Annotated in this window: 23 protein-coding genes; 12 read left to right on the top strand and 11 right to left on the bottom strand. The window is 54.2% G+C overall.

Annotated elements, in window-relative coordinates:
* Positions 1-177 precede the first annotated feature (177 nt).
* On the top strand, positions 178-375 hold the full coding sequence (locus EKN83_RS20940) for a hypothetical protein (protein ID WP_008502331.1): 198 nt from the start codon (positions 178-180) through the stop codon (positions 373-375).
* A 1-nt stretch (position 376) separates the two neighbouring features.
* The gene (locus tag EKN83_RS20935; protein WP_025757931.1) at positions 377-1,165 is read left to right on the top strand and encodes a hypothetical protein; all 789 of its coding nucleotides are present in this window, start codon (positions 377-379) and stop codon (positions 1,163-1,165) included.
* Here EKN83_RS20935 and EKN83_RS20930 read toward each other — a convergent pair.
* Entirely contained in the window at positions 1,146-1,658 is a 513-nt protein-coding gene (locus tag EKN83_RS20930; protein ID WP_126801622.1) for a GNAT family N-acetyltransferase, read from the bottom strand. The genes EKN83_RS20935 and EKN83_RS20930 overlap by 20 nt on opposite strands.
* Entirely contained in the window at positions 1,655-2,236 is a 582-nt protein-coding gene (locus EKN83_RS20925) for a TetR/AcrR family transcriptional regulator (RefSeq protein WP_126801621.1), read from the bottom strand. Before EKN83_RS20925 ends, EKN83_RS20930 begins: the two co-directional genes overlap by 4 nt.
* A gap of 101 nt (positions 2,237-2,337) precedes the next feature.
* On the opposite strand from EKN83_RS20925, the gene EKN83_RS20920 reads away from it, so the two are divergent.
* A complete protein-coding gene (locus EKN83_RS20920) occupies positions 2,338-2,805 on the top strand; it encodes a DUF1348 family protein (RefSeq protein WP_126801620.1) in 468 nt (155 codons plus the stop codon).
* 37 nt (positions 2,806-2,842) lie between these two features.
* On the opposite strand, the gene EKN83_RS20915 is transcribed toward EKN83_RS20920, so the two are convergent.
* Together EKN83_RS20915 and EKN83_RS20910 are read right to left on the bottom strand one after the other, a co-directional pair.
* Positions 2,843-3,382 carry an ester cyclase gene (locus EKN83_RS20915; RefSeq protein WP_045284317.1) on the bottom strand — a complete coding sequence of 180 codons (540 nt, stop codon included), beginning with the start codon at positions 3,380-3,382 and terminating at the stop codon, positions 2,843-2,845.
* Between the two features lie 23 nt (positions 3,383-3,405).
* Positions 3,406-4,512: an alkene reductase gene (locus EKN83_RS20910; protein WP_126801619.1), complete on the bottom strand. Its 1,107-nt coding sequence runs from the start codon at positions 4,510-4,512 to the stop codon at positions 3,406-3,408.
* Between the two features lie 98 nt (positions 4,513-4,610).
* Between EKN83_RS20910 and EKN83_RS20905 the strand changes: the two genes are divergently transcribed.
* The 6 genes from EKN83_RS20905 to EKN83_RS20880 all read left to right on the top strand — a co-directional run bounded on the left by EKN83_RS20905 (position 4,611) and on the right by EKN83_RS20880 (position 11,840).
* The gene (locus EKN83_RS20905; RefSeq protein WP_126801618.1) at positions 4,611-5,522 is read left to right on the top strand and encodes a LysR family transcriptional regulator; all 912 of its coding nucleotides are present in this window, start codon (positions 4,611-4,613) and stop codon (positions 5,520-5,522) included.
* 135 nt (positions 5,523-5,657) lie between these two features.
* Complete coding sequence (locus tag EKN83_RS20900) at positions 5,658-6,272, top strand: TetR/AcrR family transcriptional regulator (RefSeq protein ID WP_059385340.1); 615 nt, start codon at positions 5,658-5,660, stop codon at positions 6,270-6,272.
* Positions 6,273-6,346: 74 nt separating this feature from the next.
* Positions 6,347-7,453 (top strand): efflux RND transporter periplasmic adaptor subunit, encoded by a 1,107-nt coding sequence (locus EKN83_RS20895; RefSeq protein WP_126801617.1) that lies wholly within the window; start codon positions 6,347-6,349, stop codon positions 7,451-7,453.
* Positions 7,450-10,539, top strand: a complete 3,090-nt coding sequence (locus tag EKN83_RS20890; RefSeq protein ID WP_126801616.1) for an efflux RND transporter permease subunit — start codon at positions 7,450-7,452, stop codon at positions 10,537-10,539. The genes EKN83_RS20895 and EKN83_RS20890 overlap by 4 nt, the downstream gene beginning before the upstream one ends.
* Positions 10,540-10,573: 34 nt before the next feature.
* Positions 10,574-11,167 carry a TetR/AcrR family transcriptional regulator gene (locus EKN83_RS20885; RefSeq protein WP_045284311.1) on the top strand — a complete coding sequence of 198 codons (594 nt, stop codon included), beginning with the start codon at positions 10,574-10,576 and terminating at the stop codon, positions 11,165-11,167.
* Positions 11,168-11,240: 73 nt separating this feature from the next.
* Positions 11,241-11,840 carry an NAD(P)H-dependent oxidoreductase gene (locus EKN83_RS20880; RefSeq protein ID WP_126801615.1) on the top strand — a complete coding sequence of 200 codons (600 nt, stop codon included), beginning with the start codon at positions 11,241-11,243 and terminating at the stop codon, positions 11,838-11,840.
* Positions 11,841-11,903: 63 nt separating this feature from the next.
* Here EKN83_RS20880 and EKN83_RS20875 read toward each other — a convergent pair whose 3' ends face one another.
* The gene (locus tag EKN83_RS20875) at positions 11,904-12,380 is read right to left on the bottom strand and encodes a WbuC family cupin fold metalloprotein (protein ID WP_025757949.1); all 477 of its coding nucleotides are present in this window, start codon (positions 12,378-12,380) and stop codon (positions 11,904-11,906) included.
* Positions 12,381-12,519: 139 nt separating this feature from the next.
* Complete coding sequence (locus EKN83_RS20870) at positions 12,520-13,305, bottom strand: phosphotransferase family protein (protein WP_126801614.1); 786 nt, start codon at positions 13,303-13,305, stop codon at positions 12,520-12,522.
* Positions 13,306-13,489: 184 nt separating this feature from the next.
* On the opposite strand from EKN83_RS20870, the gene EKN83_RS20865 reads away from it, so the two are divergent.
* Positions 13,490-13,960, top strand: coding sequence for a hypothetical protein (locus EKN83_RS20865; RefSeq protein ID WP_126801613.1), 471 nt, complete (start codon positions 13,490-13,492; stop codon positions 13,958-13,960).
* Between the two features lie 97 nt (positions 13,961-14,057).
* On the opposite strand, the gene EKN83_RS20860 is transcribed toward EKN83_RS20865, so the two are convergent.
* Complete coding sequence (locus EKN83_RS20860) at positions 14,058-14,969, bottom strand: LysR substrate-binding domain-containing protein (protein ID WP_126801612.1); 912 nt, start codon at positions 14,967-14,969, stop codon at positions 14,058-14,060.
* Positions 14,970-15,212: 243 nt separating this feature from the next.
* Here EKN83_RS20860 and EKN83_RS20855 point away from each other — a divergent pair, with 243 nt between their 5' ends.
* Positions 15,213-16,151: an omptin family outer membrane protease gene (locus EKN83_RS20855; RefSeq protein ID WP_126801611.1), complete on the top strand. Its 939-nt coding sequence runs from the start codon at positions 15,213-15,215 to the stop codon at positions 16,149-16,151.
* A 61-nt stretch (positions 16,152-16,212) separates the two neighbouring features.
* Here the strand turns inward: EKN83_RS20855 and EKN83_RS20850 are convergent, their stop codons facing one another.
* The 3 genes from EKN83_RS20850 to EKN83_RS20840 all read right to left on the bottom strand — a co-directional run bounded on the left by EKN83_RS20850 (position 16,213) and on the right by EKN83_RS20840 (position 17,749).
* The gene (locus EKN83_RS20850) at positions 16,213-16,587 is read right to left on the bottom strand and encodes a cell envelope integrity TolA C-terminal domain-containing protein (RefSeq protein WP_126801635.1); all 375 of its coding nucleotides are present in this window, start codon (positions 16,585-16,587) and stop codon (positions 16,213-16,215) included.
* A 116-nt stretch (positions 16,588-16,703) separates the two neighbouring features.
* Positions 16,704-17,186, bottom strand: coding sequence for a glutathione peroxidase (locus EKN83_RS20845; protein ID WP_126801610.1), 483 nt, complete (start codon positions 17,184-17,186; stop codon positions 16,704-16,706).
* A gap of 170 nt (positions 17,187-17,356) precedes the next feature.
* Positions 17,357-17,749 (bottom strand): hypothetical protein, encoded by a 393-nt coding sequence (locus EKN83_RS20840; RefSeq protein WP_126801609.1) that lies wholly within the window; start codon positions 17,747-17,749, stop codon positions 17,357-17,359.
* A gap of 207 nt (positions 17,750-17,956) precedes the next feature.
* Between EKN83_RS20840 and EKN83_RS20835 the strand changes: the two genes are divergently transcribed.
* Complete coding sequence (locus EKN83_RS20835; RefSeq protein WP_047958500.1) at positions 17,957-18,577, top strand: LysE family translocator; 621 nt, start codon at positions 17,957-17,959, stop codon at positions 18,575-18,577.
* A 39-nt stretch (positions 18,578-18,616) separates the two neighbouring features.
* Here EKN83_RS20835 and paaY read toward each other — a convergent pair whose 3' ends face one another.
* Complete coding sequence (gene paaY / locus EKN83_RS20830; protein ID WP_025757959.1) at positions 18,617-19,213, bottom strand: phenylacetic acid degradation protein PaaY; 597 nt, start codon at positions 19,211-19,213, stop codon at positions 18,617-18,619.
* Between the last annotated feature and the right edge of the window lies 1 nt (position 19,214).

The raw sequence follows: 19,214 nt of genomic DNA, 5'->3' as shown, positions 1-19,214 counted from the left end.
GCAAATTTATTTTTTATTTTCTAATACTTTCAATTAGATGCACCTTCATTCAATTGAGGGTTTTGTAAGACGGGTGAGACGTAGCCGCCACCCGGCTTTCACTTTCAGGAAATCCTTAAGGCAAACTCACCGGCCATCTTCCAAGCTTATTCTTTTTAATTCATAAGGATGCCTGACATGAAACGCTTCTTTCTCTCACTTTTCTCCAGCCCCGAATCCTTACTTCAGGTCATGAGTCAGCAGGAAATTATTGAAGCTGTCGAAGATGGCGATCGCATCATCATCGACCAGGACGGCAACGCGTCGGTGAACTACAAGAGCAACGAGGTGCGGCAGGACTTTCTGCGTCACGTCAACGCGCTGAAGAGGGCCTGATATGGGAACGGCGATATTTATGGTGCTGATGGTCTGCGGGTACTGGTACACCAGCCGCGACCTGTCCACCCGCTTTAAAATCAAACGCTCCTTCGGCTGGGATGTCTATTTTCTGGTTGCGCTGTATGGCTCTATTTTCGTTCTGCAGGGCGTGATTGCCACGGGGCTGCTCTGGCTGCTGCTGCTCGCCCTCTCCGCCGCCAACAACGCTTTTCACTTTGCCTCTCCGAAATACACCGACTGGCAAATCGACTTTATGAACTGGAGTTTTTTAGGCATTCAGGCGCCGGTGGTGGTGATGCTGGCCTTCGCCATCCTGTTTTGCCTCTACCGCTCTAACTGGGCAGGCAGCGCCAGGCTGGATGGGGAAAGCCGGAAAAAGCTCTACAAACGGCTTGCGCAGGCGAGCGGGATCGAACAACTGCTCTATCAGTGTATGGAGCAAGGCGAGCTGGCGCAGGTCACGCTGCGGTCGAGGCGGATATACGTGGGGATGATCCACACCGCGACGCTGGAATATGAAAAAACGGCCAACATCGTGCTGATCCCGATGTTGAGCGGGTACCGGGACGCGAAGACGATGAACCTGCGCATCGAGAATAATTACAGCAGGTGGTATGCGGAGCATGACATTACGCTTGACTCGGAACCCCGCAGCGCCATGTCATTCCGCAAAGTGATTTTACTCAATCAGATTGAGAGCCTGTCGTTGTTCGATCCCGCCAGCGCCAGCGCGCTGTCGCTGGCACAGCGGGACGAGCATGCATGTGCTAAAGAGACATCCCCATAATTCTGAGTATGCTCTGCTGAGAAGCGGTTTCGAAAAGCACGTTCTTAAGGCAGAGCATGCCCTGCTTTTGGTAAAACCGGTACGCGCCCGCGTTCTGCTCAAGCACCTCCAGCCAGAGATAGTTTTTCCCCCTGTTCCGGGCCAGGTCGATAATGGTGTTGAACATGACCTGACCATAGTTCTTGCCAGTTTCAGCAGGATCAAGGTAGAGCTTGTTGAGGAGTACGCCCTGTTTATCCGTTTCTGGGATCGTGGCCTCCCAGGTCGCTTTCATGAACCCCACGGGGCGATCGGTTTCGGCTACAAACCAGGAAACAGGGCTCTCAGTCAGGCTCTGCTCGACGACGGAAGGGGCGTACTCCGCGGCCAGAAAATCCTTCATTTCTGCGCCTGACACCCACAAATGCTGAAAATGGGCGGGATAGATACGGTATCCCAGCTCGCTTAACAGTGTTGAATCGGCCACGGTGGCCTGTCGAATTCTAAGCATCATTTGCCACCTGGTAACCCTGCCAACGCCCGCTTCAACGACGTGATGACCTCATCCGTCCCCATGCCCATCTGCGCATGAATAATGGCACCGTCAATGAGCAGCATGATTTCATTGACGACGTGCTCATCAGCGATCTTCGTCAGCGACGCAATAATATTCTTTGTTTCGATTTTATGATCGCGACATATCGCCTTTATTTCGCTTTCAATATCTTCGGATTTGGCTTCCGCGCTGGCATTAATAAATGCGCAACCGTGGAAATCGGGTGAAACAAACCATTCATTAAGCGTTGCAGGAATTGCATCAGCAGGTATTTCTCCTTCATCGAGATGTCGGCGCAACGTGGTTTCAAACCAGTCAATCCATATTTCATGCCGATATTGCAAATAGGCGAGAATAAGTAAACTTTTACTCGGAAAGTGGCGATAAAACGTCACCTTCGTCACTTTCGCCTCTTTAATCAGCGTATCCACGCCGGTTGCTTTGAAGCCCGTGGAATAGAACAGATCGTGCGCCGTAAGTATTATTTTATCCCTGACGCTGATTTTTTTATCGTTGCCTGCAGCTTCTGCTTTCAATTTTAGACAGCCTCATAATGGGGTTGACAGCGTTATTTTACAGGCATAGATTACCGCAGGTAGACAGATCTGTCTACATATAACTTACTGAGGTAATCGCCATGAACACACGCCCTCCCTTACCGCCCTTTACCCGTGAAAGCGCTATCGAAAAAGTCAGACTGGCAGAAGATGGCTGGAACAGTCGTGACCCGGCGAAAGTCGCGCTGGCCTATACGCTGGATACCCGATGGCGCAACCGCGCTGAGTTCGCCACCAACCGTGAAGAGGCGCAGGCGTTCCTGGCGCGGAAATGGAAAAAAGAGCTGAATTATCGTCTGATTAAGGAGCTGTGGGCTTTTACGGATAACCGCATCGCCGTTCGCTATGCCTATGAATGGCATGATGATTCCGGCAACTGGTTCCGCTCGTACGGCAATGAAAACTGGGAGTTCGCACCGGACGGACTGATGAAGCGTCGTTTTGCCTGCGTAAATGATATGCCGATACAAGAATCAGAGCGGCTGTTTCACTGGCCGCTGGGCAGACGCCCGGACGATCACCCCTCGCTGAGCGATCTGGGATTATAGAATTTCGCATCACTCCGGGATGCCCCGGAGTGGTGAATTACAGTGCGCCCAGCTGTTTCATCAGCGTCAGGTTGTCTTCAATATGCCAGTTAGCCACAATTTTACCTTCGCGGATTTCATAGATATCCGTGGCGATAAAATCTATTTTTTGCCCCTTCCCCTTCAGCTTGCCAAAAGTCCCGGTGAATGTGCCGTAAAAATGCAAATGGGAGACCACGCGGTCGCCGGAAATAATCATCTGCTCAACCTCACAGCGTAAATCCGGCACTGCCGTGCGAAACGCACGCGAGGCTAAAATAGCGCCCTCCGGCCCCTGCTTACGACCTTCCGGCGGCGTTTTATCAATAAAATTCGCTGCCAGGGCATCACGCGCCAGGGATTCTTCTCCGGTGTTCCAGAACGTGGCATATTCTCTGGCAACGGCTTCATTCGCTGTTAATTGCGTCCGGGACAGGCTCTTATCCACAATAAGCTGCTGTGGTTTCACCCATTCTGACTGCGCCGAATACGCGCCGCCCGACAGTCCAACAAAAATAAGCGCCGCGAGGGCGGGACGAAAAGTTTTCAAAGCGTTCATCTTCTTTCTCACCATTTTTTACGTTACTCGATAACCCTGTATTGTGGGTAATCGGTATATCCCCTCCCGGCGCCACCAAACAGCGTGGCGGGATCCCGCACCTCTGCCAGCGGCAACCGGTGCGCCAGCCGGTGGGGTAAATCCGGGTTGGCAATAAACGGTCGTCCGAAGGCAATTAAATCGGCATAGCCCGCCGCAAGTATTTTTTCGGCTTTTGCAAGGTCATAGTTACCCGCGACGATCAGCGTCCCGCTAAAGGTCTCGCGAAGTGACTGACGGAATTGTTCGGGGATCTGCGGCGCATCGTCCCAGTCGGCTTCCGCCAGGTGGATGAACGCAATCCCTTGTTGTTCGCACCAGGCCGCAAGCGCGAGTATGGCTTCAGAGACCTGCGGATCGTTCATCCCGCGCTGGGTGATAAACGGCGAAAGACGAATGCCTGTTCGCTCGTGACCAATGGCCTCAGCAATGGCGCTTAACACTTCCTGAGCAAAGCGGATCCGATTCGCCAGCGTGCCGCCGTACTCATCCGTGCGTATATTGGATGTCTGGCGCAGGAACTGGTCGATTAAATAACCGTTACCGCCGTGAACCTCCACGCCATCAAATCCGGCCTGAACGGCATTCAGCGCGGCCTGGCGATAGTCCGCGACGATGCTGTGAATGTTCTTGCGCGAAAGCGCTCGCGGCTGCGGGCAGTCCACCATTTGGCCTTCGCCCTTTTCATTCACCACCCATACCTGCGCGTCCGGCGCCAGCGCTGACGGGGCGACGGGCTGGCCGTCCTGATGAAAACTGGCGTGGGACATTCGCCCGACGTGCCAGAGCTGAGAAAAAATGAGTCCGCCCGCCTGATGCACGGCGCCTGTGATGAGTTGCCATCCTGAAACCTGCTCCGGCGAATGCATGCCGGGCGTCCAGGAGTATCCCTGACCCTGAGACGAGATCTGCGTGGCTTCGGTGATGATTAACCCCGCGCTGGCCCGCTGCCGGTAATATTCCGCCATCAGCGCAGAGGGAATATTGCCCGGCTGAAGGGAACGCGCACGGGTCATCGGCGCCATGACGATACGATTTTTGAGGTCCTGCGAACCTAACCTGTAGCGTTCAAAAAGTGAGGTCTGTTTCATGTTTCATCCCTTATGGTTTGGATGAAACCACTTTACAGACGGCATCTGCTTTTGATAATTACGCTAAAATCAGATGCACTTTTCGGAAAAAATGAATAATGGGAAAACTCGAAGACATGGCCCTGCTGGTTGAAGTCGCTGAGGCCGGTGGCCTTTCCGCTGCCGGACGACGCCTGTCGCTTTCCCCTGCCACCATGACGGCCAGGCTGAAGGCGATTGAAGAGCGCTACCAGACCCGCCTGTTCCATCGCTCAACGCGGTCCATCACCCTGACCCGTGCTGGCGAAGAGTTTTACCATGCCGCACTGCGCGTGCTGGAAGAGGTACGCCATGCCGAGTCGTTACTGACACAAAAAGAAGGCGTGCTAAGCGGTAATATTCGCCTTTCTGCCCCCTCTGACTTTGGCAGGCAATACCTTAGCCCCGCCGTGGTTGAGTTTTCCCGCCACCATCCCGACGTGAAATTTTTCATCTCGTTAAGAGAGCACGTTGAGGACCTGGTCGCTAACCGGCTCGATATGAGCGTGCGCTTCGGCAACCTCCCGGACAGCAGCCTTGTCGTCAAAAATATTCGCCCCAATCATCGGGTACTGGTCGCCTCCCGGGCCTATCTTACCGCCCATGGTGTCCCGGCCACGTTTGCGGAGTTAGCCCATCACCGGTGCCTGGCGCTTGAGTCGCAGGGCGTGGTGATGAACGAATGGCGCTTCGAGACTGAGGGCAAGGAAACGGTCGTTCGTGTCGATCCTGCCATGGTGTGTGACGACGGCGCGCTGCTTCGTCAGTGGGCCCTCAGCGGGGCGGGCATCGCGGGGAAATCGTGGTGGGACGTCAAAGACGACGTTGAGACAGGAAGACTCACGGTGCTGTTTGCCGACAGCTTCACCGGCTTTAGCCGATACGACCGCAAAGATGTCGGGCTGCAGTTTGTCTACCCGCAGCGCACCCTGCAGCCGCTTCAGGTCACGGCGTTCAGTCAGTTTTTTCTCGACTGGCTTAAAAAACAATAACGCCAAAAAACGGTGATACACTACCCCTCACCGGGTCATCGTCCCGTCTGGATGACCTGGTACGAAAACACAGGTAACCAAAATACAAAATGGTCACTCGTTGTTAATCGTAACCTGTCACGCTAAGCTTAAATAATGACTAAAAATATGCCTACCCCATCATCACGTGGTCCACTTGACCACACTGTCAGAGAGCAAATTGTCGAAGCGGCTTTTGAGCACTTCGGCCACTACGGCTATGAAAAAACCACCGTGGCCGAGCTGGCCAAATCTATCGGTTTTTCTAAGTCCTACATTTATAAATTTTTTGAGTCCAAACAGGCAATTGGTGAAGTGATCTGTGCTAACCGCCTGGAACTGATCATGGCGGCCGTGCTTTCCGCCATCGAGGACGCGCCCTCGGCCAGCGAAAAATTGCGCCGTCTTTTCAAAGCGCTAACTGAAGCAGGCAGCGAGCTGTTCTTCCACGATCGTAAGCTTTACGACATTGCCGCCGTCGCCGCACGCGAACAGTGGCCCTCAACGGAACGGTATGCAGAAAGCCTGATGAAGCTGATTGAGAGCATCATCATCGAAGGCAGGCAGGCCGGTGAGTTCGAGAGAAAAACGCCGCTGGACGAGGTCACCCAGGCCATTCACATGGTGATGTGTCCTTACATCAATCCCGTACAGCTGCAGTACAACCTCGAAACAGCCCCGGCTGCGGCAGTGCTGCTCTCTTCACTGATTTTACGAAGCCTGGCCCCCTGATTTGTGACCATTGACAATATTGGTCACTAGTCAGAGAATGCGGATACCGTTCTGTTACGTCAAAAAGGTTTCCCATGCTCAGTCTCACTTCAGCCCGCGTTGCCGTTTGTCTCCTGCCGTTCGCCCTGGTGGCATGCGGCGATACGTCTTCGAGTGACGATCCGCGCACTCAGCCGCCGCTTGTCAGATCCGCCTCTGTCGCACTTGCCAGCGACACAGCCCGCGCCTTCACGGGCGTGGTGGTCGCCAGAACGCAAAGCGATTTAGGTTTCAGGGTGCAGGGAAAAATCCTCGAACGTCTGGTGGATACCGGGCAGACCGTCAAACAGGGTCAGCCGTTGCTGCGCCTTGACCCGGTGGATCTGAAATTACAGGCCCAGGCACAGCAGCGCGCGGTGGACGCTGCCCAGGCACGCGCGCGCAAAGCGTCCAGCGATGAGGCGCGCTATCGCGGCCTTGTGGCCTCTGGCGCCGTGTCCGCCGCGGAGTATGACCAGATCAAAGCCGCTGCGGATACGGCCAGAGCGGAGCTCAGCGCTGCCCGGGCACAGGCTAGCGTGGCGCAAAACGCCACGGGCTATGCCCTACTGCTGGCGGATGCAGACGGCGTGGTGATGGAGACCCTCGCCGAACCGGGTCAGGTGGTCAGCGCCGGTCAGGTGGTGATCCGGCTCGCCAGAGCGGGACAGCGCGAAGCGCTTGTACAGTTCCCGGAGACCCTGCGTCCTGCCGTTGGCAGCGCCGCGCAGGCCACGCTGTATGGCAATGAAACACACCCGGTCAGCGCAACACTGCGCCTGCTGTCTGATTCCGCCGACGCCACCACCCGCACCTATGAAGCACGCTATGTCCTGGAAGGCGCTCTGGCAAACGCACCGCTGGGGGCAACCGTCACGCTCCAGCTCGCCGTGCGCCAGCAGGGTCAGGTGATGCAGGTTCCGCTGGCCTCCCTCTACGATGCAGGCAACGGTCCCGGCGTCTGGCGCATTTCCGATCGGTCAGCAAAAGTCGCCTGGACGCCCGTTACGGTGCAGAGCGTGGGGGACGATGCCGCGCAGGTCACGGGAGGCGTGAAGCCCGGGGAGAAGATTGTTGCGCTGGGTGCCCATCTTCTGCATGAAGGTGAGACCGTCAGGCTGGCCGAACAACGTCATGCCGGCCTCGCGGAGACCACGCCATGAGCGAAAACCGCTTCAACCTGTCAGCGCTCGCCGTTCGCGAGCGTTCAGTCACGCTGTTTCTGATCGTTCTCGTAACAATTGCCGGTATTTACGCCTTTTTTGGCCTTGGACGCGCAGAAGATCCACCCTTCACGGTGAAGCAGATGACGGTGATTACCGTCTGGCCGGGCGCAACCGCGCAGGAAATCCAGGATCAGGTTGCCGAACCGCTGGAAAAGCGCCTGCAGGAACTCAAATGGTATGACCGCACGGAAACCTATACCCGCCCCGGCATGGCCTTTATCACGTTGTCATTGCAGGACAAAACGCCGCCCGCTGAGGTGCAGGACGAGTTCTACCAGGCGCGGAAGAAACTGGGAGATGAAACCCGGCGTCTCCCGTCCGGCGTCATCGGGCCGATGATCAATGACGAATTTTCAGATGTTACCTTCGCCCTCTTTGCCCTGAAAGCGAAAGGCGAACCGCAGCGGCAGCTGGTACGTGATGCCGAAAGCCTTCGCCAGCAGCTCCTGCACGTCCCGGGCGTGAAGAAGGTGAACATTATCGGTGAGCAGGCTGAGCGGATTTACATCTCCTTCTCGCATGACCGTCTGGCAACGATGGGGCTCTCAACCCAGGATATCTTCACTGCGCTCAACAGCCAGAACGCCCTGGCCGCTGCTGGTTCCATTGAGACCCGGGGCGCGCAGATTTTTATTCGCCTCGACGGTGCTTTCGACGAACTGCAAAAGATCCGCGATACCCCCTTTGTGGCTCAGGGCAAGACCCTCAAACTGTCCGATGTGGCCACGGTTGAACGGGGCTACGAAGATCCCCCGACGATGCTGATCCGTAATCAGCATGAGCCCGCCCTTTTGCTGGGCATTGTGATGCGTGAAGGCTGGAACGGTCTGACGCTGGGTAAAGCGCTGGATGCAGAAGCGGCGAAAATTAATGAGGGCCTGCCGCTCGGCATGACCCTGACCAAAGTCACCGATCAGTCCGTGAATATCCGCTCGTCGGTCGACGAGTTTATGATCAAATTCTTCGTCGCCCTGCTGGTAGTGATGGTGGTCTGTTTTGTCAGCATGGGCTGGCGCGTGGGCGTGGTGGTGGCAGCGGCGGTCCCGCTCACGCTGGCGGTGGTCTTTGTGGTAATGGAGGCCGCAGGAATAAACTTTGACCGCGTCACGCTGGGCTCTCTGATCCTCGCGCTTGGCCTGCTGGTTGACGACGCCATTATCGCCATCGAAATGATGGTGGTGAAGATGGAGGAAGGTTACGACAGAATCAAAGCCTCCGCCTACGCCTGGAGCCACACTGCCGCGCCCATGCTGGCGGGTACGCTGGTGACGGCCATTGGCTTTATGCCGAACGGCTTTGCCCAGTCGACCGCCGGGGAATACACCAGCAACATGTTCTGGATTGTCGGCCTCGCCCTGATTGCCTCCTGGTTTGTCGCCGTGGTGTTCACGCCGTATCTGGGCGTGAAGATCCTGCCAAATATTCCGGTCGTGGAAGGTGGCCATGCCGCCATCTATAACACGCCTCGGTATAACCGTTTTCGCCTGCTGCTTGGCCGCGTTATCGCCAGAAAATGGCGGGTGGCTGGCTCGGTCGTCGCCATTTTTATCCTCGCCGTGCTCGGTATGGGGCTGGTAAAAAAACAATTTTTCCCGACCTCCGATCGCCCGGAAGTGCTGGTAGAAGTCCAGATGCCCTACGGTACCTCGATTGCGCAGACCAGCGCCGCCACCGCAAAAATTGAAGCCTGGCTGAGCAAACAGCCGGAAGCCAAAATCGTTACCGCCTATATTGGACAGGGTTCACCCCGTTTTTATCTGGCGATGGCCCCCGAGTTGCCCGATCCGTCTTTTGCCAAAGTCGTGATCCTCACAGACAGCGAGACCTCACGCGAGGCGCTCAAGTTCAGGCTTCGGCAGGCGGTCGCGAGCGGCCTTGCGCCGGAAGCCCGCGTGCGGGTAACGCAGCTGGTGTTTGGCCCGTACTCGCCCTTCCCGGTGGCCTGGCGCGTTTCAGGACCGGATGTCGCAACCGTGCGTGGCATCGCTGATAAGGTGAAAGCCGTGCTGGAGGCAAGCCCGATGATGCGCACCGTCAACAGTGACTGGGGCTCGCGCGTGCCTGTATTACATTTCACCCTCGACCAGAACCGCCTGCAGGCGACGGGATTAACGTCCAGTGACGTCGCCCGCCAGCTCCAGTTTCTGTTGTCCGGTGTGCCTGTTACCGCCGTACGGGAAGATATCCGTTCGGTAGAGGTGATGGGCCGCGCCGCGGGAGATATCCGCCTTGATCCGGCAAAAATCGAGGGGTTCACCCTGGTCGGCAATGCGGGACAGCGTGTTCCGCTGTCCCAAATCGGCAAGATTGAGATTGGCATGGAAGATCCGATCCTGCGCCGTCGCGATCGCACACCGACCATTACCGTGCGGGGCGATATCGCCGACACGCTTCAGCCACCGGATGTGTCGGTTGCCATCATGAAGCAGCTCCAGCCGATTGTTGATGCGCTGCCAGCCGGATACCGCATCGACATGGCGGGGTCGATTGAGGAATCAGGTAAAGCCACACAGGCCATGCTCCCGCTGTTCCCGATCATGATTGCCCTGACGCTGCTGATCATCATTTTGCAGGTGCGTTCGCTCTCGGCGATGGTAATGGTGTTTCTTACCGCGCCGCTGGGGTTGATTGGCGTGGTCCCCACCCTGCTGATGTTTAATCAGCCGTTTGGCATCAACGCCCTGGTGGGCCTGATCGCCCTGTCAGGCATTCTTATGCGCAATACCCTGATTCTGATCGGGCAAATCGACCATAACCAGAAGGCGGGCCTCGATCCGTTCCAGGCGGTGGTTGAGGCGACGGTCCAGCGCGCGCGCCCGGTATTACTGACCGCGATGGCTGCCGTGCTGGCGTTCATTCCCCTGACACATTCGGTGTTCTGGGGAACGCTGGCCTGGACGCTGATCGGCGGAACGTTGGGGGGAACCATCATTACGCTCGTCTTCCTGCCGGCGATGTATGCAATCTGGTTCCGGATCCGCCCTGCGGAACAAGGCGTGCAGCTCCCTGCTGAAAACGTGTAAACTACCCTCAGTAATTAACTGACCCGAGGAAAACATGGTTGTTAAGCGCTTAAGAAAAGAGGATCGCCGCGTGCAGCTGCTGGAGGTGGCGCGTGGCATTGTCCGCCAGCAAGGCACGGAGGCACTGACGCTGGGTTACCTGGCGGAACGGGCCAACGTGACAAAGCCGATCCCCTACGACCACTTTGGCGATCGCGAAGGGCTGTTGATGGCGCTGTACCAGGATTACAGCGATCGGCAGTTGAAAAAATTCCGTGAAACGCTGGCGGTAGACAGCAAAACGCTGGAAAAGACGATCCGCTTTTTCAGCGCCGCCTATATCGATTGCGCCATAACCGCGGGGCCCGAAACGGGCCCCATCGCCGCGGCGCTCTCCGGGTCCCACGCGCTGCAGACCTTCCGGGAAGCGTGCGTGGCAGAGTGTGCCGACTGCCTGCGCACCGCGCTTTCTCCTTTTGTTGTGCTAAAAGGTGTTCAGGGGGAAGCAGTGCTGACGGCCATTTTGGGCGCTGCGGACGCGCTCAGCGCCGCCGCAGGGAGCGGTGCGCTCGCCCGAAATGTTGCGGAAGATATGCTCAGCGGCGCCATGTCCGGCGTGCTGGAGACCTACGCGAAAAGCACAAAATGATCGTAGCAGGCAGATTGACAGTTAAGTTACCAATAGTAATATAGGTAGCAATTCACTCCCTGCTGAGGTTGCTATGTCTGCTAAAGATGTCATCAAAAATGCGCTGATCGTGACGGCTCACCCTGTCGAAAACTCGCTGTCTCATTCACTGGCCGATCGCATTGCCGGACAGCTTCGCGAACAAGGTATGCAGGTTGAAAGGGCTGACCTGCATGCCGAAGGTTTTAATCCGGCCATGTCGCGCGCCGATCTGGATTTTTATCATGGCGAACCCGGCGCCCTCCCCGACGATATTCTGCGCGAGCAGCAGCGCGTTGAGCGAGCGGATATGCTGGTGTTTGTCTTCCCGGTGTACTGGTGGTCGGTTCCCGCGCTGTTGAAAGGCTGGTTCGATCGCGTATTAACCCTGAACTGGGCGTATAAGGTAGCCGACGACGGCCGGATTGTGGGCAACTTACGGGATGTTCCCGTCCGCCTGATTGCCACTGGCGGCAGCGATCTCACCGGATTTGATAAACACGGCTACTCGACGGCGATTCAGACGCAAATCATCGAAGGTGTATTTGGCTTCTGCGGGTTGAAGAACGTCACGCTCGATATTCTCTACCAGGCCGATACGGCAACACCTGCTCAGGTTGAGGATTTTCTGCAAGGAATCAATCTTGCGGATTAATATCAGCCTGTGATTGAAATTTCCCGGCGCACCTCATCGCGCGCCGGGCACAGATGAGAACCCTTACAGGGTAAAACCCCCATCACCCACTTGCGCCTGCGCGTACCATTGCATCAGCTTTTCGGTACCGGGTGCGTTTTCAGCAGGTGCCCATGGGGCAAAATCAGGCCCGGCAACAGGCTGATATCCGCCGTGTTTAACCTCAAAAACAACGCCACCTTTATCCAGTGACAGCACGGCATGCCAGGTGCCCGCCTCCATCTCCAGCACCTTGCACGCTTCACCCAACACCACGCGCTGAGTCACATTACCGTTGTCATCAAAATTCAGCACCAGAAAGCGGCCACTGAGCGCTGTCAGCAATTCAAAGGTATGCGGGTGGCGATGCGGGCGAACATAGGTGCCAGGCTCCATGGCAATGGCCAGGCGCTGAACCGGGTCGCTCAGTTCAGGGTGTAAATTACGATGCGCACGTAAGCGAGGGGAAATGGCGGCCTGCTCGCTCTGTTGCTGCAGATCGCTGAAAGTAATCTGTTTCATATACACCTTTGTGAATGGGGTCAGCTGACGGCACCCCGAGTGCCGCAAGGCGTTATACCATTCTGAACAGACTGTGGGCTACGGCATTTGTGAAACAAAACGCTGCCTGAGTTATCGGCCTGAAGGCTGAAAATGGGCCTCAAAGAAGGGTGACGGACTCATCCAGCCAGCCGGGAAGATGGTCCCTGTACCAGTTAAGGTAGATATTCAGATCAGGCTTTTTCCTTTCGTGCAGTAATAACACGACTTCAGTGACAATCCATGCTTTGGCGATAGTGATTTCTCTGGCTAACTTGTCTGCAACGGAATGAGCAGTAAATAAACAGTAGCGTTCGGCAAGCTGCAAAATGCTTTGTCTTGTACCCATCCCTTTCACCAGCGGAGCAAGGTCGATAGCCGGACTGCCCGTGCCGAACCTTTCCCAGTCAAAAAGGATTACATCGCCGTTTTCTCTTCTGCCCCAGTTACCCGCATTCGTATCACCAGAAATCAAACATTCCTGACTAAACAAAACGCTGCCCGCCTGGTGAAAATAGCGCAACTGCCGCTCAATGCGGACGGGTAATTCCAGAAGAGACAGCGATCTTTCAAGCGATGACTCAGGCCAGCTATGGGGGTGATAAATCCATGCGGGGTCGGCAGGATAATCGTGAAGGCGTGAAAGTCGTCTCAATATTTCGTCAGCAGTAACCTCATCCTGGGAGATCTTATGCGGAACGTACTCGAGCCTCAGGACGTGTTGATGAGGATCTGCGTGCAACAGTCGAGGTGATTCAACAGCCCTCTTGAGTGGCTCCGCCGCACGCTCATAAAAGCAGTATTCAACATCACTAACAGGGCTTTTTTCAATTATCTGATTGCCATGTTGATCCGTCAAAAGGCGTACCTTTGCTGCGCCCATTCTGGATAAGTTGTCGGTAGACATACCATCCTCATTCGATACGTTCGGTTTCTGGTCGTAAGTATAGCGTGATGGGATAAATAAGATGTTGAGTAAAACTCACACTGATGCTCACTATTTATCGTTTTTCAAACGTAATCACGTTAAATACCATCAGGTCATTATCCCTTTCAAATTATAAATACCACTCTGCCTGTATGGAGCACCTATGACACTCGATGTTTTACTCCCGGTCATGAAAATTATCGCGCCGCATAAAAATAATATCGCCGAAAGCTTACATGACTTAATTAAAATACTGTCAGCAGAAAAAGAACATTCCGAAGCGCTGTCCCCCTTTATTCATCGACTGCATCTGCTCTCTTTCGCCCAGAGCGCGCCGGGTAACGCCGAGGCGCTGCTCGCGGCGCATCTGCCAAAAGAAGATGGGCTCCTTCCGCTGCTTGACTTCGCGGACTGGCCCCGGGTGCGTTACGCCGCATCAGGTGAAGTACAGACGCCTGAGTCTGAGGCTTATTTTCAGAAAATAACAACGGCTGCCAATCTGTTACGTTCAGCATTGATTGATGCTGAGCGCGAAAAAGGTACGCCTGCGCTTTATATTATCGATAAATTGCTTAATCTGAACAGCGCGCTGCCGGAAAGATATAAACACATGGCAAATATTCCCTACGCCTGATGTTATGCCTGTGTCCGTCCTTTTTGCCGGGTGACGCTGCGCTTACCCGGACTCTGTTGCAGGCCCGTGCAAGCGTAGCGCCGCCGGGCGAAGGTGACTATTCAACGTTCAGACAGACAATATCCAGAGCAGGAACCACTGGCGTATGGAGGTTAAGCCAGTCCCGCAGACGTTCGATACTGTGTGTTCTGAGTGAGTTTTTCGGCCAGACAAGATAATAGCCGTCGCCTGTGTCGATGGCTTCCCTGAAGGGTAATGCAAGCAGTCCGCTTTTCAGGGCTTCCAGCGTGAGCCGAAGATCGGCCATCGCAATACCATGCCCGTGCATGGCGGCAAGACTTCCCTGCTCCAGGGTGTCGAACACGATCCCGCCACTCATGTCGAGCCCCGGATATAACCCGGTCCTTTTCAGCCAGCGTTTCCAGTCCCGTCTGTCCTGAGAGGGATGGATAAGATCGCACTGCGAAAGTTGGTGCCGGGCAGACTCCAGCAAAGACGGCGTACACACCGGAATGAGCCATTCACTGAAAAGCAACCGACTCTCCGTTGACTCGCCAAAGTAGCCATTGCCGAGGAGGATCGCGCAATCATAAGGCTCGCGGCTGAAGTCTACGGTGTCAAAGTCCATCCAGACGCTGGCGATTTCAACTTTAGGTTTTGCATGGTTCTCGCGAAAGGATTTGAGGACATTCAGAAGCCAACGCATCGCAAGGGTGCTGGGCGCTTTAAGGCGCAACAGATGATTTTCACTTCGGAATGCGCGACAGGCCCACTCGATATTCGAGAAACTTTCGCTAAGCTGTCCTGCCAGGATACGCCCGGCGTCGCTGACCTCGACTCTCGGCCCCTGCCGTTTAAAGAGCTCACAGTCAAACCACGTTTCAAGCGTCCGGACATGCCTGCTGACCGCACCCGGTGTGATATTGAGCACTTCAGCGGCTTTGCTGAAGGAGTTCAGCCGCGCGGCTACTTCAAAAGCGCGCAGAGCATACAGCGGAGGTAAGGACATAATTTCCCTTTAAGTGATGAATATTCATCGCGTTATTTTTTCGGCTAATAACCGTTGGGCGGTTACTCACGGGATTAATGTGTCCGATCTTGTCGCCGGGTACAACACCTGTATTCACAAGCTTATATTTCGCTTAAGTTCAGACACGAAAAAAAAATACCAAAACTGGCAGTTGATTCTTATTTGTATGACTTTTAAGATTTGTCTGCAACTCATTGATTAATTTGATTTAGGGAAATAAAAATGACAAATAAAGTCGTTGCGGGAATGATGATGGCCGCGTTTTCAGGGGCAGTATATGCAGGACCAGCACAAGTCACTCCGGATTTTTCACCAGAGAGTTTAACGGTTTCAGCCTCTACCGGGATGCTGAGCGGAAAATCTCACGAGATGGTTTATGACGAAGTGACAGGAAGAAAAATTAGCCAACTGGACTGGAAAATTAAAAATGTCGCCATTCTGAAAGGCGATATTTCCTGGGATGCTTACTCCTTTTTGACACTAAACGCCCGCGGCTGGACATCCCTCGCATCAGGCTCTGGTCATATGGATGACTATGACTGGATGAATGCAAAACAATCCTCCTGGACAGATCATTCGAGCCATCCAGCGACGAACGTTAACTATGCCAATGAATACGATCTCAACGTAAAAGGTTGGATCTTCCAGGGCGATAATTATAAAGCGGGCGTTACCGCAGGTTATCAGGAAACCCGCTTCAGCTGGACGGCGACTGGCGGTACTTACAATTACGATAACGGCACCTATAAAGGGAACTTCCCGGCAGGCGAACGCGGCATTGGTTATAGCCAGCGTTTCTCCATGCCATATATTGGTCTTGCAGGACAGTACCGATTTAATGACTTTGAGTTTAATGCCCTGTTTAAATTCAGTGACTGGGTCCGTGCGCATGATAACGATGAGCACTACATGCGCGATCTGACCTTCCGTGAGAAAACTACCGATTCCCGCTATTATGGCGCATCGGTCGATGCCGGGTATTATGTCACTCCGCATGCCAAAGTATTTGCTGAATTTACCTATAGCAGCTACGAAGAAGGTAAAGGCGGTACGCAGATTATTGATACCAATACCGGGCAGTCCGGTTCTATTGGTGGGGACGCTGCGGGTATTTCTAACCACAACTATACCATTACAGCGGGTCTGCAATATCGCTTCTAATCCAGGCGAAACGCAGTCGATTGTTAATACAGTTCAGGCCCCTGATGGGGCCTTTTCTGCGCTAACCTCGCATGTCAAAGCCGGATTTTTGAAAATCTCTGTAGACTTCCGGATTATTGAAGGCCGGGAATGTGGCTTTTTGGGCTGCTGATTTTAGCGCTTCGCACCAGGCTTTATTGCCGTCGCTGGTTGAGATAGCTAACGCCGTGCCATCCTGAGCAAATTCAATATGCAACCGGCATTTTTTCCCTTTCCACTTTTGCGGCTCGTCAATTTTGTCTTCTATTGCCGCCTTGATCGCCCGTGCCTGCGCCCCCCATTCATCCTGATCGTCCCAGCGTCCGGAACCACAAGACCCCGTTGCCGTGGTCTTATGGCACCCGGAAGGATGTAACGGCGCGCATCCCGCAGCCAGGCTCGCCACAATGGCCAGCATCACGATTTTCTTTACTGTGTCAGACACGCCCACGTCTTGCTCCCTAAATCCATTTAAACCTCAACAGTGTTGGCCTATTCTTTCGTAACTGGTGGTCGCTACTCAACTACTAATAATTAGCCTGTCAGTGCGGCACGGATCGCCGATTCCATTTTCTCGGGCGTGGTCATCGGTGCAAAACGTTTGAGCGGTTTACCGTTGCGTCCAATCAGGAATTTCGTAAAGTTCCACTTGATCCGCCCACCCAGCACGCCGGGCAATTCCTCTTTCAGGTAACGAAACAGCGGGTGCGCGGCGGCGCCATTGACCTCTATTTTCTCGAATATCGGAAAACTGACACCGTAGTTTATGTGGCAGGTTCTTGAGATGTCGTCGGCGCCGCCGGGCTCCTGTTTACCGAACTGATTACAGGGAAAGCCAAGCACGACAAATCCCTGAGGCGCGTATTTCTTGTATAACGCTTCAAGAGCAGCGTACTGCGGCGTAAAGCCACACAGGCTAGCCGTATTCACGACCAGCACCACCTTACCCTCGTAGTCGGCCATAGCGACCGGTCGGCCATCAAGGCGGGTGGCTGTAAATTGATAAAAATGCGACATACCGGCAACCTCAAAGCGGAATGTATTCACCCTCAACATTACCACATAGCACGTGATTCGGATCTTTACAGCCACTGAGCGACATTGAGGATTAAAATATCTATACGCCGCTATATAAGTCCCAATACGTGCTACTTTCCCGATAAAATGTGTCTTTCAGCCGTTAATACTCAAGGATGATTGAAAATTTGCGTCACATGGAACCCCTCAGGTAAATGAGGTACGGGATGAGGTAATAAAGGATCAAAATACAGACCTTCGTAGCAGGCAATCCAGTGGCGAGCCCCACTCGTAACATTATCCCAGCGGCCATGAAATATACCATTATTTTTCGGTTCACTGGCCCCGTCGTGTTTTATAAACGAAACATTCTCCAATCCGATATAAAGCAAAAATCGTTTCATTTGCGCAAGATTGACACGTTTATATTTATCACAGAAACCTTTTTCCATTGCAATGTGTAACGTTTCTTCATAAGTTTTTTGAAGTAAACGGGCCATAACAGCAATACCACACCCTTCATGCTGACAAGGTTGTTGGATATGCTTATAAGTCATTTTCATCGGAATCATCCATTTTTATTTTCAGGAATTACGTTTAATCCATAGATTATTATCGGCCACCTGAAGCGTTTCTTGATAACACTAGCGCGTTGCGATGTAAGACCGGTTAAGAAACCATCTTCACCGACTCAACCAGCGGTTAAATTTCAGCAATGGATTGCGTGGGATCAGGTCTGTGAGTAAAATCCAATCTTTCGGGTAAAGAAAATGACTGTTGCTGATTCACTTCTCACTTTCTCCTTCGCTGCACTCCTGCTCACTCTCACGCCTGGCCTGGATACGGCTCTGATTCTTCGAACGGCCTGCGCTGAAGGGGGACGAAAAGCTATTCACACTGCGCTTGGCATCGATGCTGGCTGTTTTATATGGGGAGCGCTGGTCGCTTTGGGGCTTGGTGCTCTGCTGGCCGTTTCTGAGCTGGCATACACCGTGCTGAAAATTTGTGGTGCAGCCTATTTAAGCTGGCTGGGCTTACAGCTGCTGGTACGTCCCCGATCGTCTTTCGGTCTCAGCGACGGCAACCATGCTTCTCATGGGAACTGGTTTATGAGAGGGATGATGGGTAATGTGCTCAACCCCAAAATGGGTATTTTCTATGTCTCTTTTTTGCCTCAGTTTATACCTGCCGGACACTCTCCTTTACTCTGGACGTTTTTGCTGGTCAGTATCCACGTGACAATCGGCACGATATGGTCAGTGACGCTTATTTTATCGACACATTTTGCATCAGGCATCCTGAAGAGAAGTGGCGTGATCAAGGTTATGGACAGGGCAACTGGAGGCTTGTTTTTGTGCTTCGCGGCTAAACTGGCGCTAAGCACAAGATAAGTCTCTTTCGTCCGCTTCTGCCGCGAAGCGGACCTCTCCTTACACCGCCGACTTCGGCCGTAAATTCTCATCAAACGTCAGCCGTTTCCGCTCTGGCTCAACCTCACGCAGCGGCTCTACCTGATGCATCGTCAGCTTGCAGCGTTCCACCAGCACCTGATACTCCCGCGTGCCCTGCTGCTTCCAGGCCAGCTCCTGCTCGCTCAGCTCGCGGATCGCTTTTGCCGGGCTGCCGATGATCAAATGGTTGGCGGGCATCTCCGCTTTCGCCTTCACGAACGCCGCGGCGCCGACGATGCTGTTCTCACCAATGACGGCGCCGTCCATCACCACCGCGTTCATGCCCACCAGCGCATTGCGGCGGATCACACAGCCGTGAAGGATCGCACTGTGGCCAATATGCCCGTCCTCTTCCACCACCGTGTCCTGCTCCGGGAAACCGTGCATGACGCAGTTATCCTGAATGTTCGCCCCGTCTTTCACCACGATACGGCCAAAATCACCGCGCAGGCTGGCATTGGGGCCGACATAAACGCCTTTGCCCAGAATCACGTCGCCAATCAGCACCGCCGTTGGGTGTACATAGCTCTCGTCCGGTACCACCGGCGTCAGACCGTCAATTTGATAAACAGGCATC

This window comes from Enterobacter sp. WCHEn090032 (assembly GCF_003986875.1).
Classification (GTDB): Bacteria; Pseudomonadota; Gammaproteobacteria; order Enterobacterales; family Enterobacteriaceae; genus Enterobacter; species Enterobacter sichuanensis.
This window is presented reverse-complemented; position numbering and strand designations above follow the sequence as displayed.